At 54.1% G+C, this 13626-nt stretch carries 15 protein-coding genes; 2 read left to right on the top strand and 13 right to left on the bottom strand.

The features are described 5' to 3' along the window. Nucleotides 1–363 precede the first annotated feature (363 nt). A complete protein-coding gene (locus ACZ5Q2_RS10855; protein ID WP_058089980.1) occupies nucleotides 364–1392 on the top strand; it encodes a response regulator in 1029 nt (342 codons plus the stop codon). Nucleotides 1393–1394: 2 nt separating this feature from the next. After that, complete coding sequence (locus tag ACZ5Q2_RS10850; RefSeq protein ID WP_432210120.1) at nucleotides 1395–2351, top strand: GGDEF domain-containing protein; 957 nt, start codon at nucleotides 1395–1397, stop codon at nucleotides 2349–2351. A gap of 165 nt (nucleotides 2352–2516) precedes the next feature. Here ACZ5Q2_RS10850 and ACZ5Q2_RS10845 read toward each other — a convergent pair whose 3' ends face one another. The 13 genes from ACZ5Q2_RS10845 to ACZ5Q2_RS10785 form a co-directional block, all read right to left on the bottom strand. Next, nucleotides 2517–3644 carry a Fic family protein gene (locus ACZ5Q2_RS10845; RefSeq protein WP_432210121.1) on the bottom strand — a complete coding sequence of 376 codons (1128 nt, stop codon included), beginning with the start codon at nucleotides 3642–3644 and terminating at the stop codon, nucleotides 2517–2519. 103 nt (nucleotides 3645–3747) lie between these two features. Continuing rightward, nucleotides 3748–4971 carry a type II toxin-antitoxin system HipA family toxin gene (locus ACZ5Q2_RS10840; RefSeq protein ID WP_058089977.1) on the bottom strand — a complete coding sequence of 408 codons (1224 nt, stop codon included), beginning with the start codon at nucleotides 4969–4971 and terminating at the stop codon, nucleotides 3748–3750. Next, a complete protein-coding gene (locus tag ACZ5Q2_RS10835; RefSeq protein ID WP_058089976.1) occupies nucleotides 4968–5225 on the bottom strand; it encodes a helix-turn-helix domain-containing protein in 258 nt (85 codons plus the stop codon). Before ACZ5Q2_RS10835 ends, ACZ5Q2_RS10840 begins: the two co-directional genes overlap by 4 nt. A 118-nt stretch (nucleotides 5226–5343) precedes the next feature. After that, on the bottom strand, nucleotides 5344–5712 hold the full coding sequence (locus ACZ5Q2_RS10830) for a histone-like nucleoid-structuring protein, MvaT/MvaU family (protein WP_058089975.1): 369 nt from the start codon (nucleotides 5710–5712) through the stop codon (nucleotides 5344–5346). 169 nt (nucleotides 5713–5881) lie between these two features. Continuing rightward, nucleotides 5882–6265, bottom strand: a complete 384-nt coding sequence (locus ACZ5Q2_RS10825; protein ID WP_230714542.1) for a type II toxin-antitoxin system VapC family toxin — start codon at nucleotides 6263–6265, stop codon at nucleotides 5882–5884. Continuing rightward, a complete protein-coding gene (locus ACZ5Q2_RS10820; protein WP_230714540.1) occupies nucleotides 6255–6479 on the bottom strand; it encodes a hypothetical protein in 225 nt (74 codons plus the stop codon). Before ACZ5Q2_RS10820 ends, ACZ5Q2_RS10825 begins: the two co-directional genes overlap by 11 nt. A gap of 62 nt (nucleotides 6480–6541) precedes the next feature. Continuing rightward, on the bottom strand, nucleotides 6542–7804 hold the full coding sequence (gene tviB / locus ACZ5Q2_RS10815; RefSeq protein WP_230714538.1) for a Vi polysaccharide biosynthesis UDP-N-acetylglucosamine C-6 dehydrogenase TviB: 1263 nt from the start codon (nucleotides 7802–7804) through the stop codon (nucleotides 6542–6544). A gap of 69 nt (nucleotides 7805–7873) precedes the next feature. After that, nucleotides 7874–9157 (bottom strand): type II toxin-antitoxin system HipA family toxin, encoded by a 1284-nt coding sequence (locus ACZ5Q2_RS10810; RefSeq protein ID WP_061333747.1) that lies wholly within the window; start codon nucleotides 9155–9157, stop codon nucleotides 7874–7876. Next, entirely contained in the window at nucleotides 9154–9426 is a 273-nt protein-coding gene (locus ACZ5Q2_RS10805) for a helix-turn-helix domain-containing protein (protein WP_227510301.1), read from the bottom strand. The genes ACZ5Q2_RS10810 and ACZ5Q2_RS10805 overlap by 4 nt, the downstream gene beginning before the upstream one ends. Before the next feature lie 134 nt (nucleotides 9427–9560). Next, nucleotides 9561–9752 carry a DUF2283 domain-containing protein gene (locus ACZ5Q2_RS10800; protein WP_061333745.1) on the bottom strand — a complete coding sequence of 64 codons (192 nt, stop codon included), beginning with the start codon at nucleotides 9750–9752 and terminating at the stop codon, nucleotides 9561–9563. 4 nt (nucleotides 9753–9756) lie between these two features. Next, complete coding sequence (locus ACZ5Q2_RS10795; protein ID WP_082780652.1) at nucleotides 9757–10014, bottom strand: DUF4258 domain-containing protein; 258 nt, start codon at nucleotides 10012–10014, stop codon at nucleotides 9757–9759. A gap of 27 nt (nucleotides 10015–10041) precedes the next feature. Further along, nucleotides 10042–11622: an MBL fold metallo-hydrolase gene (locus tag ACZ5Q2_RS10790; RefSeq protein ID WP_432210122.1), complete on the bottom strand. Its 1581-nt coding sequence runs from the start codon at nucleotides 11620–11622 to the stop codon at nucleotides 10042–10044. A gap of 48 nt (nucleotides 11623–11670) precedes the next feature. Further along, the gene (locus ACZ5Q2_RS10785) at nucleotides 11671–13623 is read right to left on the bottom strand and encodes a polysaccharide biosynthesis protein (RefSeq protein ID WP_432210123.1); all 1953 of its coding nucleotides are present in this window, start codon (nucleotides 13621–13623) and stop codon (nucleotides 11671–11673) included. Nucleotides 13624–13626: the final 3 nt, after the last annotated feature.

Genomic DNA, 13626 nt, shown 5'->3' with positions numbered 1-13626 from the left:
TCTCTGATTGTTTTTGTGAGTCAGTTTCCGACGCCGACTCATGCCGCCCGCTTATTTTGTTATTTCGGTGCTGGCATACGGTCATGTTATTCTATGTAACGTTTTGTGTCTTTTTGACCGTCACCAGACTATAACGGAGGCCCGCGCGTACATAGAGTGACCAAAATCACATTCACCCATTACGTAGATGTCATTTCCTCGTTAAGCATGATCGCCATCACAGGATTACACTTATCCTCACCTGCCCAAAGCACGGAAGAAACAATAACCAGCGCACCGGACATCAATGATGTAGCCTATAGATACACATCATCCGGCACTGCTATACTGAATCCCTCTACCCATGGCACTGATCAACCACCGATGTCTACCCAGATCCTGATTTGCGATGACTCCGCCCTCGCCCGCAAGCAAATGGCCCGGGCACTGCCTGCTGGCCTGGCGGATGACATCCGGTTCGCCACCAACGGCGAAGAGGCCCTGCAAATTCTTCGCGGCCACAAAGCCGAGCTTCTGTTTCTGGATCTCAACATGCCAGAGATGGACGGCTATCAGGTACTTGAGCATATCCGCAAGGAAGACCTCCCGGTCCTCACCATTGTGGTCTCCGGCGACATTCAGCCGGAGGCCCGGGAACGCGTTCGTAAACTGGGTGTCATCGACTTCATCAAAAAGCCCACAGACACCGGCCTTGTTACCAGGTTGCTCGAAGAGTACGGCTTCTACCGCCCCGGCAAATTGGAAACCGCAGCGCTGAAGGATTCCTCACTGCGCAGCACCGTCAGCAAAGCCCGGGAAATCTCCGTCAGCCTGAACGACTACCTGCAGGAGATTGCCAACGTGGCCATGGGCCGCTCGTCTGACCTCCTGGCCCGGCTACTCAGGGTGTTCGTAAAGCAGCCGATCCCGAAAGTGGCGTTTATCGCCAATTCCGAACTGCATATGGCCATCTCCGCTGCCCAGCAAGGCGAAGCTTACTCCGCCGTGTGCCAGGGATTTACCGGCGCCGGTCTTGCGGGCGAGGCACTGCTGTTGTTCGAAGACGCCAGCTTTCAGGAAATGGCGGAACTGCTGCATTACGATGTGGTCGAGGGCGAATCCGTTAACGTGGAAGTGTTGATGGACATGTCCAGCATCCTCTTCGGCGCCTTCCTGAACGGCATTGGCGATCAGCTGGATCTGAAACTTGGCCTGGGCCATCCCAGCGTTCTGGGCCAACATCGCCCCATCAACGAACTGCTGGAACACCACAGCAATCGGGAAGAACAACTTCTTTGTATTGAAATCAGCTACGCCATCGAAAACCGCGACATCCATTGCGATATGCTGATTCTGTTCACCGAAGACTCGGTGCCCTTCCTCGAAAAACGCCTCGAATACCTGGTGGATTGACCATGGCCTTTCAGAACCCCGAAGCAGGCGCCTTTCACTGGCTGGTAGACATGCTCGAATCGGTCGAGGTAGGCCTCGTGGTGCTGGACCTCGATTTCCGCGTGCAGGCCTGGAATGGCTTTATGGAGCATCACAGCGGCATTACCGGCAGCCAGATCCAGAACAAAGTCCTGTTCGACGTGTTTCCGGACATCCCGCAAGCATGGCTTACCCGCAAAGTCGATGCCGTCGCCATGCTCAACACCCGGGCGTTCACCTCCTGGGAGCAGCGCCCCTACCTGTTCAAATTCCGGAACACCCGGCCCATCACCGGCACCGAAGAGTACATGTTCCAGAACCTCACCATCAGCCCGCTAACCGGCACCAACGGTGAGGTCGACAAGATCTGCCTGCTGATTTACGACGTGACCGAATTCGCCAGTAGCAAGCGGGCCCTGGAGCGGGCCAACGAACAGCTTGCCAAACTGAGCATGACAGACCGCCTGACCGGCCTGCTCAACCGTGGCACCTGGGAAAACCTGGTAGACGCGGAATACGAACGCTATCGCCGCTACGGCCAGGCCACCAGCCTGGTGATGTTCGACATCGACCACTTCAAACCGGTCAACGATAACTACGGCCACCTGGCCGGCGACGAGGTCATCCGCCACACCGCCCAGACCACCCGCAATAACATCCGCCAATCCGACAGCGCCGGCCGCTACGGTGGCGAAGAGTTCGGCATCATCCTCCCGGAAACCGATGCGGAGAACGCCCGCCTCATCTGCGAGCGCATTCGCGAAGGCATCGAAAAAAGCACCGTAGAGACCAGCGCGGGCAACATCACCTACACCATCAGCATGGGCATCGCCCAACTCACCGACGAGCCTGAGAACTATATGCAGTGGATGCAGAAGGCGGATGAGGCGCTGTATGCGGCCAAGGAGAGCGGCAGAAACAGAGTGGTAGTTGCTGAATAACCGCGACGTTGGCGATTGGCGCTGGCAGAAGGGTGGGGTCCGACCCCAAGGGGTCAGACCCCTTTGTAGCCTGCGAATTTTGGTGCATCACCCAACTAAGCTACGGGGTCTGTCCCCACGGGACTGACCCCAAACGCACCAACTAAACTGGGGTCAGACCCCAAATTATAGAGTCAGTTGATAGCGGGCGTAGCGCCCTTTGCTTTGGATGGGAGCGAGCACACCTTGGGCGACCAGGTTCTGAAGGTCGCGGGTAGCGGTGGCTTTTGAGCAACGGGTCAGGTTCTGGTACTTCTTTGCATTAATTCCGTTTTCAAAACCTGGAGCATCGTGCCCGAGCATTTTGCGAATCAGCTTCAGCTGCCTGTCATTCAGATCACGGTTGTTCAGCGAATCCCAGAAGCGTGCCTTTTTTACCACATACTGGATAACCTGGATGCTGCCTTCCAAAGCCTCAACAACCCGCTCACCAAACCAGTTCACCCAGGGCGTTATATCCAGCGTCTCTTTTGAGGCTGCATTCAATTGCTGGTAATAGGCTTTCCGATGCTTACTTAGCACCGTCGCCAGACTCATCATCAACGGCTGCTTTAACATCTGTGAAACTGCCACATCGGCAATCGCCCGGCCTACCCTGCCATTACCGTCTTCATACGGATGGATAGTTTCAAACCAGAGATGAGCAATCGCCGCACGGGCCACACCAGGCAACTCCAGCGAATCGTTGTTGAACCAGTCCAGAAACACCCTCATTTCCGCCGGCACTCGTGCCGATGGTGGCGCCTCGAAGTGAACGGCAGGATTGTGCACGGGGCCAGAAACAATCTGCATAGCATCAGAGTGCGTGCGCCACTGCCCAGGTGCTGTTCGCACCCCCGAAAACGGGCTTGAACCGGCCTCAGGGAGAACCAACTTGTTCCAATGGTGCAATCGCTGCTCCGTTAGAGCTTCACCATAAAGGTCCATCACCTCGAGAATGACAGCCGAGATACCCGCTGCGACCGGGTCATGCACCGCAACCTTCTCATCCGGTTTCAAGAAATGATTCTTGATGGAACTGCGCACATCTTCGCGATTGAGCGCCTCACCCTCAATGGCACTGGTCTCAATGGCAGCACTCACAAGAAGATCCAGCCTTGCCTCGCTTCCGAGATCCTCCGGAACAACCGACATCGCCCCCAGAATTCTCTGGGAGGCCGCCAGCGCTTTCTGCGTCCAAAATTCCGCTTCTGCATGATCAAAGCGAAAGTGCGGCCAGTCTTTCAGTTCCCAGGTATACATTGCGTGAGCCATTGAAATAAGTTTATCGGCTCATATTATGAGATTTTCTGAGCCGAAGGAAGCGCTCTATCGGCTCAACAGCGCTTGGGGTCAGACCCCAGAACATTTCGGGTGGTCAAATGTCTTGGGGTCTGACCCCAAAAGTGATTTCGTGGCTGCTTGCGCGGAAGGTTTGGGACATGGTGGTGCCTACCTGAGTGAAGGCGGGTGTCTTGGTTGTGTACGAGTCTATCTGATCAGCAATCTCAGTGAGTTTTTGCGCCAATAACTCAAGATCTGTGCTTACCTCAGCCGTTGTCAGGCCACAGGATTGGCGGGCGAAGTTTTTCAAGTAACTCAAAGGCCACCATACCTTCCGGCCAGACAGGGTCAGCGCAGGTACATCACGCTTCAGGTAGGGAGTGGTAGAAACAATGTCGTAGGTGGGTGCCAACCAGCGTTCACCAAACGGCTCGCAATACAACAAGCCAAAGTTCTTCAGATGGGCATCTCCATTGCGTACGGCCCATGAGAGCAGTACAGACCTGAATAACCAGCGCAAGCCTTCACGGCGGTGTTGCGGGGAGAGAAATAGCGATAATGTTTTAGCCAGCTTCTCATAACTACCAGAATACTTATCCTCAGGCAGCAATCCTTGCAGAACACAGGCATCTTCAAAACCCAACCAAGAGCCATCCGGCCGACGGTCAAAACGAGACATGATGAACAACCGGCCATTATCAGAAAGATAGAAATCCGGTACCGGCAACCCGAACTCCCGAGCCACAGTCATGCAAAAGTACTCATTGGCTGCCAATTGCGGATAGTCATCGCCCCAGGTCTTTACAATGTAGCCTTCGGTGCGAAGCGTCGATTTTTCAGAAATAGAGGCCGGCACCAAAACCTTCGGTTGCACGCCGGAAACGCCTGAACGAAGGGCGTACTTTTCAACGAGTTCCTCAAACAACGAGTCGTCCTTGGCAGCCAGCAACCTGCCCAACGATTCGCCTTGGTGCTCATCACCCATCCCTGCAAAATCATCAGCCGTCACGACCACTCGACCAACCTGATGCCGACCCAGTGTTGCCAGCACCGTCAGATCCCCGGAGCCATAAAGCTTGGCAACATGCTTTCTGATGATGTCGCCCAAATAGCCCTCAGGCAGATTCTGGGCAAAGATCGGATGCACGCCATCGAAAGCATAAGACGCCTCACTCACCGGCATGGTCACCGACACTGCAGACTGCTCGGGCACACGTTCGCGATACACAAACACCGATGGTTCCGGCCGCTCTGGTGAAGACAAGTCACCCACAACACTGCCAGATACCTCTACCCTTGCCCGGCGAACAGAAGTCATTCCAGCCCCCGTTCATTATCTCTCTGAAGGTCTTTTAACGTCGGCAATCCCCCCATAGCACGCACCGAAAACTCCAACCCCAGAACAGCAAGTAACCGTTCCAGTTTGGCATAGCCCATTTCCGGAAGGTGCTGATTCTCCAGTTTCGATAGGGTTGTCCGGTCAACGCCCGCCAGGTCAGACAAAGCCTGCATGGACAAGCCTGCGCGTTTGCGCTCTTTTCTGATAAACGGACCAAGTTCGAGAAGGGTCATGTGGATATACTCTACATTCCGACGAATATCTTCTAGATTGTAGCGTATATTCACAACTTGGCGAAAAGAATAGGCGGCGTAAACGAAATCGGGCCGCTGATTCCGCGGCCCGATTCAATCAATCCTGCTGCCAGCTTTGAACAGCTTCCTTACCGTGCTTTTCACGCCACTCGTTCAGAGTTTTGTGGTTACCGCCACGGGTTTTAACCACTTCACCGGTGTGCGGGTTCTTGTAGGTTTTCATCGGGCGCTTGGCGCGGGTACCGGTTGAAGCATCCGCTTTGGCGCCTGCAATCGAGGGGTCAATCGCCGCCAGAATCTGCAGAACATCCTTGGGAGATTTGTCATATTCCTTCATCAAAGCACGAACCTTGTTTTCAAATTCCAGTTCGCCTTTCAGTGCCTGGTCCTTCTCGAGCTGTTCCAGCTCAGCGGCCAGCTTTTCCATCAGCTGTTTCTTCTGGTAGTAATCGTTAATCTTTGCCATGGAAATAAAACCTTATTCGATGGGTTTTAATAAAATATTGAATATGACGAGAAGTCGCGACCAATCATAATAAACAATTCACAAATTGGCAAAATAAAACGCTTACAACCCATTAATAAAAAAGCCCAGCAACAATGCCAGGCTTTTATCTTTTCGAGTTCACCAACACTCAAACTTGGTCGGGCGCAACTGCGATGAGCTCGTTCAATGAAATTGCAGTTCCGACATGACGGCTCGAAAGCTTCTCATCATCAGTCACCAGAACAAAGTCTCCTTTTATGGCGGTTGACGAAATTATTGCATCCGGGAGTTTGAGCAATGTGTTCCTGCGAATCTTAATTGCCGTTTCCTGAATCGCAGGAAGCAATTGCACAACTGTGATCCGCTCTATGACCTCACGCAACTTCACCTCATCATTAGCCGTCAGTGCCGGCCAAGACAACAGCTCCATTTTAGTTATTACTGAAACTGCATAGTGCGCTGGGGGCAATTTTAAATTGCGACCAAGTGCATAAATAATGGCGTTGGTATCCAGCAGGTATCTACCACTCATCCCTCATTTCCCTCTGCATGACCACGGCATCCTTTTCCTTGAATGCCTGAATATCAACATTACTGAAATCCAGCGAGGACTTCTCAATAGCCAACGATGCCTGGTCACTAACCATTACAAGAATCCGAGCGTGACTGTCTTCCAGTTGCGTGTACTCTGATGGAATTTTAACCATGCCATTCTTGATGTCTGCTTCAAATTCGATAGCGTACATCGCTACACTCCTCAACAAATAGCCGTCAGACAACTATATCAGGTATCCGATCCGAACACCGATTACAGCCGCAAGTCTGCATGCCCCAACGGCAATATACCTTTCAAATCAAACAGCACACCGTTGCCATTGGTATAACCACGTAATTCATCCGCATTCAAAGCCGCGTATTCCCTGTGCGGAACGGCCAGCAAGACAGCGTCATAGTTTCCTTTCGCCGGCTCTGGTACCAATGAAATACCATATTCATGCTCTGCTTCGGCATTATCTGCCCAGCAATCGGTAACATCCACCTGGCAGCCATAATCCTGAAGTTCGCGCACCACATCAATCACACGGGTATTGCGCAGATCCGGGCAATTTTCTTTAAAGGTAAAGCCCATAATCAACACCCGGGAACCCGCAATGGTGTGGCCTTTTTTAATCATTGCCTTCACCAGGACCGAAGCAGCATAAGGCCCCATATTGTCATTTACCCGACGGCCGGCCAGAATAATCTCCGGGTTATAGCCGATGGCCTGGGCTTTATGGGTCAGATAATACGGGTCCACCCCAATACAATGCCCTCCCACCAGGCCGGGTTTAAACGGCAGGAAGTTCCATTTAGTTCCGGCGGCGGCCAATACTTCATTGGTGTCAATCTTCAAACGAGCAAAGATCATCGACAACTCATTCATCAAGGCAATGTTCAAATCCCGCTGGGTGTTTTCAATCACCTTGGCGGCTTCCGCGACCTTAATGGAACTGGCCTTGTGGGTGCCGGCGGTGATGATATCCGCGTATAAGGCATCCACTTCCTCGGCAATTTCCGGCGTAGAGCCGGACGTCACTTTCATGATCGTTGTTATCCGGTGCTCTTTGTCACCCGGGTTGATCCGCTCAGGGCTGTAACCGGCGAAGAAATCCTGGTTGAACACCAGGCCAGACAGCTCCTCCAGCACCGGCACGCACACCTCTTCGGTGGCACCCGGGAACACCGTGGATTCGTAAACTACGATGTCGCCCTTCTTCAACACCTTGCCCACACTCTCACTGGCCTTCACCAGCGGCGTCAGGTCTGGGCTTTTGTATTCATCAATGGGCGTAGGCACCGTCACAATATAGATCTGGCAATCGGCAATGCCCTCCAGCGAATCCGTAAACGACAAGTGCTTCGCGGCCGCCAACTCATCCGCAGACACCTCACGGGTAAAATCCACCCCATCTTTCAGCTCGGCAATGCGCTTGCTGTTGATATCAAAACCAACCACCTCGCGCTTCTCACCAAAAGCCGCTGCCAACGGCAAACCCACATAGCCAAGACCTACCACTGCGATCTTCTTCATGAATCCTCCAATTTTGGGGTCAGACCCCAAGACATTTTGATCGGTCAAATGTTCTGGGGTCTGACCCCATTATTTGATGTTCTGCTGATAGGCTTGATCAAGCTGCTGCTGAATAAGCCGGGTAGTTTCGGCGCTCACGCCCAGCGCCTTAGCCGTGGCAGAGAAACCGGCCAAGGCATCCAGTACCCGCTCTATTCCCTGCCTCGCCTGTTCCCAGCTGGCAAAGCCTGCCTCAGCGGCCAGCTTTTGCATGGCCTTCAACGGTGGTTTCTTGCCAAACCCGGCATAAGCCGTGCTGTGTTCGCCAAACCGGCCGGGGCTGAAGGTCACGTCATAGAACGGTGCAGGCTGCCAATCGCCATCATCACTTTGCAGAAACGCCCAGTTCTTGCTGTGATCGTCCTGGTTCACCGCGAACAAATTAAACACTGCGCGCAAGAACTGCAGCTGCGCCGCGTTAACGCCACGACATAACTGGCCACTGGCCTTGATCAAATCCTCGTAATCCAGACTGGGCGCCCGGAAATCCGCATCCAGCAAACCGCAGGCACTGTGCAGATGAACGCAACCGGGCACATCCTCTGGGCGCCACACCCGGTCAAATCGCTCAACCGCTAACCAGGCCCTGGCGCCCGATGCCTCGGGAGCCGGCAGCAACTGCCAGCGGGGAGGCTGCAATCCCGCGCGTTCTGCCAATGATAGATAAACCGCCTCACACAACCCTTCTTCATGGCCTAGTGGCAGATTGGCAGAGGTAAACTTAACCAGCCAGGCTTCATCACCAGCGATGGGCCGGGTGCGACACACGCCGTACTCCCCTTCAGCAAAATACAGTTGCGCCTTGGGCCGCGCACCTGCGGAGCTTCCGGCGGCAACCAGTTCGGCCAACACATCCGTCGTTTGCCCGTCGAATACGGCCTGCGCCTGAAGCCCAAGCTCTGCTGTTTCAATCAGCTTGTCATCCGCTACCGGCGCAAATTCCGCCACCGGCGTATAACTCAGTGCACCGGTGCCCGTAGCGCCCACAAAAGCCAGCCTGTCCATCGGCGTTACCTGAGCTGGCAGAATACCCTGCTGACGAAACACCCGGTCCATCAACAGTAACCCCCAGCCATCAGGCAGAGAATCCGCGAACACCCCCGGCAGCCCGCCATGGGGATCGCGGGGAGCCAGCTGCACCGTCGCATCCCACTTCAATGCAAAGGGCGACAACGGGCTGAACCTGGCCAGGTAATCTGCATCGTACTGAAAGAATACGCCTTGCCGGTTCTGCGCCAGGCCACCAACCAGGGCCCGCTGCCCATCGCTGAACGTGCGCCAAACCGCTAACTGGCGAACCGGGGCAAAGCTCACTGGGCAAGCACCTCATCCAGTGAACGCGGCATAGGCTTTTGCTCCGCGCTCGTCAAATCCTGAAACCGATGAAGATCATCCACGCACTGCCACAACAGTAAAAACTGCCGTAATGAAATCTGCCCCGTGGTTTCAAATTTCTTGATGGTCGGTGCCGGCACAGTACTGCGCTCCGCAAGCACCGCCCGCGACCACTTCAAGGCCTTCCGCCGCTCCTGCACGTACGCCGCCAAGGCAACCTGTACATCCCGCCCTGAAATCAGATTCACAGAGATACCTCCATATCCAAAAGCCAGTTAATTATATCAAATTGGATACAGTGGTATCTATTTTAAATTGGGGTCAGACCCCAAGACATTTTGATCGGTCAAATGTTCTGTGGTCTGACCCCAAATTTACAATTTCACGCCGCGCGGGTGGTTATGAGCGGCCAAGCACCACTCTCTTTGGCATCAAGAACCACAATCTCTACAATCGATCCATCTTCCGCATAGCTGATATGAGTGTTCCAGTCCTGGGAAACCTCTTTCGCAATCGCCTTATCGCTGAGATGGATTGTCAGAATATCTTCCGATTCATCATAAACGGTACGCATATCATTAACCCTCCCAGGAAAAATGGTGCATTACAGTTTTTACTACCAGCAAATCTTTTTCATGAACCACTGGTACACATAACAGATTGTCACAGCGTTCCTCAAAAAAATGAGCTATCCAGAACCGCTTACTATCTTTGAATCGAGTTTGCCCTTCTTCTATCAATAAAGACAACTCCCTCTCACTGATAGCACGTGACTGCATGCGCTGAGCAGCATGCCGAGTAATCTGCACTTCCTTGGCGAATCGTTTCGAATACATATCGAGTTTTCATCCTTGAACCAACATTTACCCAGGAATCAACACCGCAACCTCAGGCAGGCTATCACGCAACTTCCCCTGTAAAGCCCGCTTCGCCGCCTCATCCCCATGCACAATCCGAATCTCGCTGGGCGGTTGTGGAATGCCCTCCACAAAGCGCAGCAAATCCTCCTGCCCGGCGTGGGCGGAATAGCCGCCTACGGTGTGCACCTGGGCGCGGATGTCGTAGCGTTGGCCATCCAGCTCTACCCAACCGCCGCGGGGGCCGTAGGTCAGAATATTGCGGCCCGGAGTGCCTGCAGCCTGGTAACCCACAAACAACACATCGTTGCGGGCATCGCCCAGCATCGCTTTCAGATAATTTACCACCCTGCCGCCGGCGCACATACCGGAACCTGCGATCACCACGCAGGGGCGATGAGATTTGGCCAGGTATTCCACAGCATTGAGGTGGTCTTCGTGGGAATTGATGACGGTAAGCTGTTCGAAAGAAAGCGGGTGTCGGCCCGCCGCCACCAGGGCACGGGCTTCTTCATCCCAGAAGGGTTTGAGGTCTCGGTAGATTTTGGTGAACTCGGCGGCCAGGGGGGAATCGACGACGATTTCCAGATTGCTCCAGGTCAGAGACTCGCTACGGGGCCCGCTACGGGGTCTGTCCCCTTGGGGACTGACCCCAATGGCACCAGCTTTGGCGTTCGGCGCTGGCAGAAGGGTGGGGTCCGACCCCAAGGGGTCAGACCCCTTTGTAGCCTGCGGAATTTCTTTATCTCCAAACTCCGCAATCAGCCCTTCGATCTCATACAAAAGCTCCTGAGTACGGCCAATACTGAACGCCGGTATCAACACCGTACCGCCGTCTTCCAACGCATGCTCCAGAACCGCCTTCAGCCGATAACGCCGCGTTTCCCGGTCTTCGTGGTTCTTATCGCCGTAAGTACTCTCAATCACCAGGCGATCAGCACGCTCCGGGGGCGCAGGCTCCGGCAGCAACGGGGAATGGGGCGCGCCGAGATCACCGCTGAACACAATACGCTCCGCCGCAATGCCAGACACTACATCACACTCCACATAAGCCGAACCCAGAATGTGCCCGGCCCTCTGCAGGCGCACCTTCAAACTCCCGACTTCCTCCTCAAACACCGAATGCCAGCGGCCATACGGCAGCGGCACCACCCTCGCCCGTATCAGCTCCAAAACCCGATTAATCAAAGCGCGATCCCGGGTAAAGCCAATCTTCAGGGCGTCTTCCAGGATTTCCGGGAGCATGATAGCGGAAGGTTCAGAGCAGATGATGGGGCCGTCAAAGCCGGCGGCAAGCAGGTAGGGAATGCGGCCCACGTGGTCGATGTGCACGTGGGTGACCACCAGTGCACGGATGTGGTCGATGGGGAAATCGATGGCGAGATCTTCGGCGGAGGAGCCTCGGGATTCTTCTTGGCCCTGGAACAGGCCGCAGTCTATGAGGATGCCTGGATGTAAGTTTGACGCTGGCAGAAGGGTGGGGGCTGACGCCGAGGGGGCAGCCCCCTTTGTAGCCTGCAACAATCGAAGCTCGTGGCACGAACCAGTTACGCCATTCACGGCGCCGTGGTGAAGGATTTGAATCATGGCAACATCCTTGTCGTCCTATCAATTACTTGGGAGGTTGAATCCAAGTCATTTTAAATGAAGCACTTTTCCACCGGTATCCGGTGCCGGCGAGATGGGCAGGTCAGTGTTGTTGCACCAAACAAGATCGGCAACATCACCATTCGGTTGGTATGCAGTTCGGCCTTCTTTCAACAGTTCCACTACAGCCCGGCAGTCAAACGCCTGGCTCGCTCGAGTAAACTTGTTCAAAAGGTCTTCGACATTGGCCCAAGGCAAAGAAACCTCCCGGGCCATCATAATACGGGGATGTGAAGTACCTTGTGGATTATCACCAATAAGAAGCTCCTCATAGAGTTTCTCACCCGGGCGCAATCCCGTGAAAACAATTTCTATATCCCCTGCGGGGTTATCATCCGATTTTTCTTCCAACCCCATCAGATGAATCATCTTTCTTGCGAGATCGGCAATCTTGACCGGCTCCCCCATATCCAACACAAATACCTCACCACCGCGCCCCATGCTTCCGGCCTGCAACACCAACTGGCTCGCTTCCGGGATGGTCATGAAATAGCGAATGATATCCGGATGCGTCACCGTTACTGGCCCGCCGTCCCGAATCTGGTCTCTAAACAGAGGAACGACCGATCCTGATGATCCAAGCACATTACCAAAACGCACCATCGAAAACACAGTTTTGCTCTGGCGTTGAGACAAGCCTTGCAGCACCAACTCCGCCATTCGTTTGCTGGCACCCATCACGTTAGTAGGCCGCACAGCCTTATCGGTGGAGATCAGAACGAAACGCTCAACACCGGCAGAGATGGCAGCCTCTGCCGTATGCCAGGTACCGAATACATTATTCTGGATACCTTCAATAATATTGTGTTCAACCAGAGGCACATGTTTATACGCCGCCGCATGATAGACAGCCTGAACGCCAAAGGCCTTCATGACAGCTTCACACCGCCTGAGATGCGTCACACTGCCCAGAACCGCATGCACCGAAACATCCAGGCTCTCAACATCACTGATCGTGCGCAATTCCCTCTCGATGGCATACAGAGAAAACTCGGATTGCTCGAACAACACCAGCACTCGTGGCTTGTGGCGCACAATCTGGCGACACAACTCAGAGCCTATTGATCCACCCGCCCCAGTTACCATTACAGACTTTCCGTAAAGGCTCTCGGAAACGATCGCCGCATCCGGGCGCACTGGGTCACGCCCCAGCAGGTCCTCAATCTCCAAATCGCGTATGTCGTTGATCCGTGCCTGCCCAGCTACCAGCTCCGACATCGAAGGAACGGTCTGGACAGGGATAGACAGCCTCTCAAGCGCGGCGAGCAATTCTTTTCGATTAACAGGCACCGCGTCCTCTAATGCGAGCAGCGCCCGTGAGGCATCCAACTCTCGTACTGCTTTCTCCAAATGCTCTACGGAATAGACCGGCAACCCACTAATTAAAGACCGGTGATTGCTGCTAACCAATGAGATAAACCCCACAGGGCGGTATTCAACGCCTTGAGCCAAGGCGGATGCCAACTGCATCCCTTTGGGCCCGGCGCCCACGATTAAAACTGTGTTCTTGGCCTTCTCTCTGGGCCGGCGAACAATCGCACGTACCGTAAAGCGCGTACCCGCTACCAATAAGAAAGCAAACGCACCATATATAACCGGCACTGAGCGAGGGACCAACGCCTGGAACAGAAATCCAAAAACAATCAGAGCAACACTGGAAATGGCGACACCCAGAATGATCGCCAGGAAGGCGTGCTCACTGAGGTATCGAATAACGGCCCGATACAACCCGAGCTTAATAAAAGCACCAATCGTAACCAGCACCGTGGCAAGCGACACAAGAAGCTGTTTCTCATTGGGCATCCACGTGAATGTCTCGAACCGCAGCGCAAAAGCGCCCCAAATCGCGACAGCCAGCAAGATGAAGTCGACAGCAACCGAAACCAAACGCTTGGCAGGTCGAGACCACCCCAGTACTGTTTCGATAGCATTCGATTTCACCAG

It is taken from the genome of Marinobacter alkaliphilus, from assembly GCF_055394375.1.
This window is presented reverse-complemented; position numbering and strand designations above follow the sequence as displayed.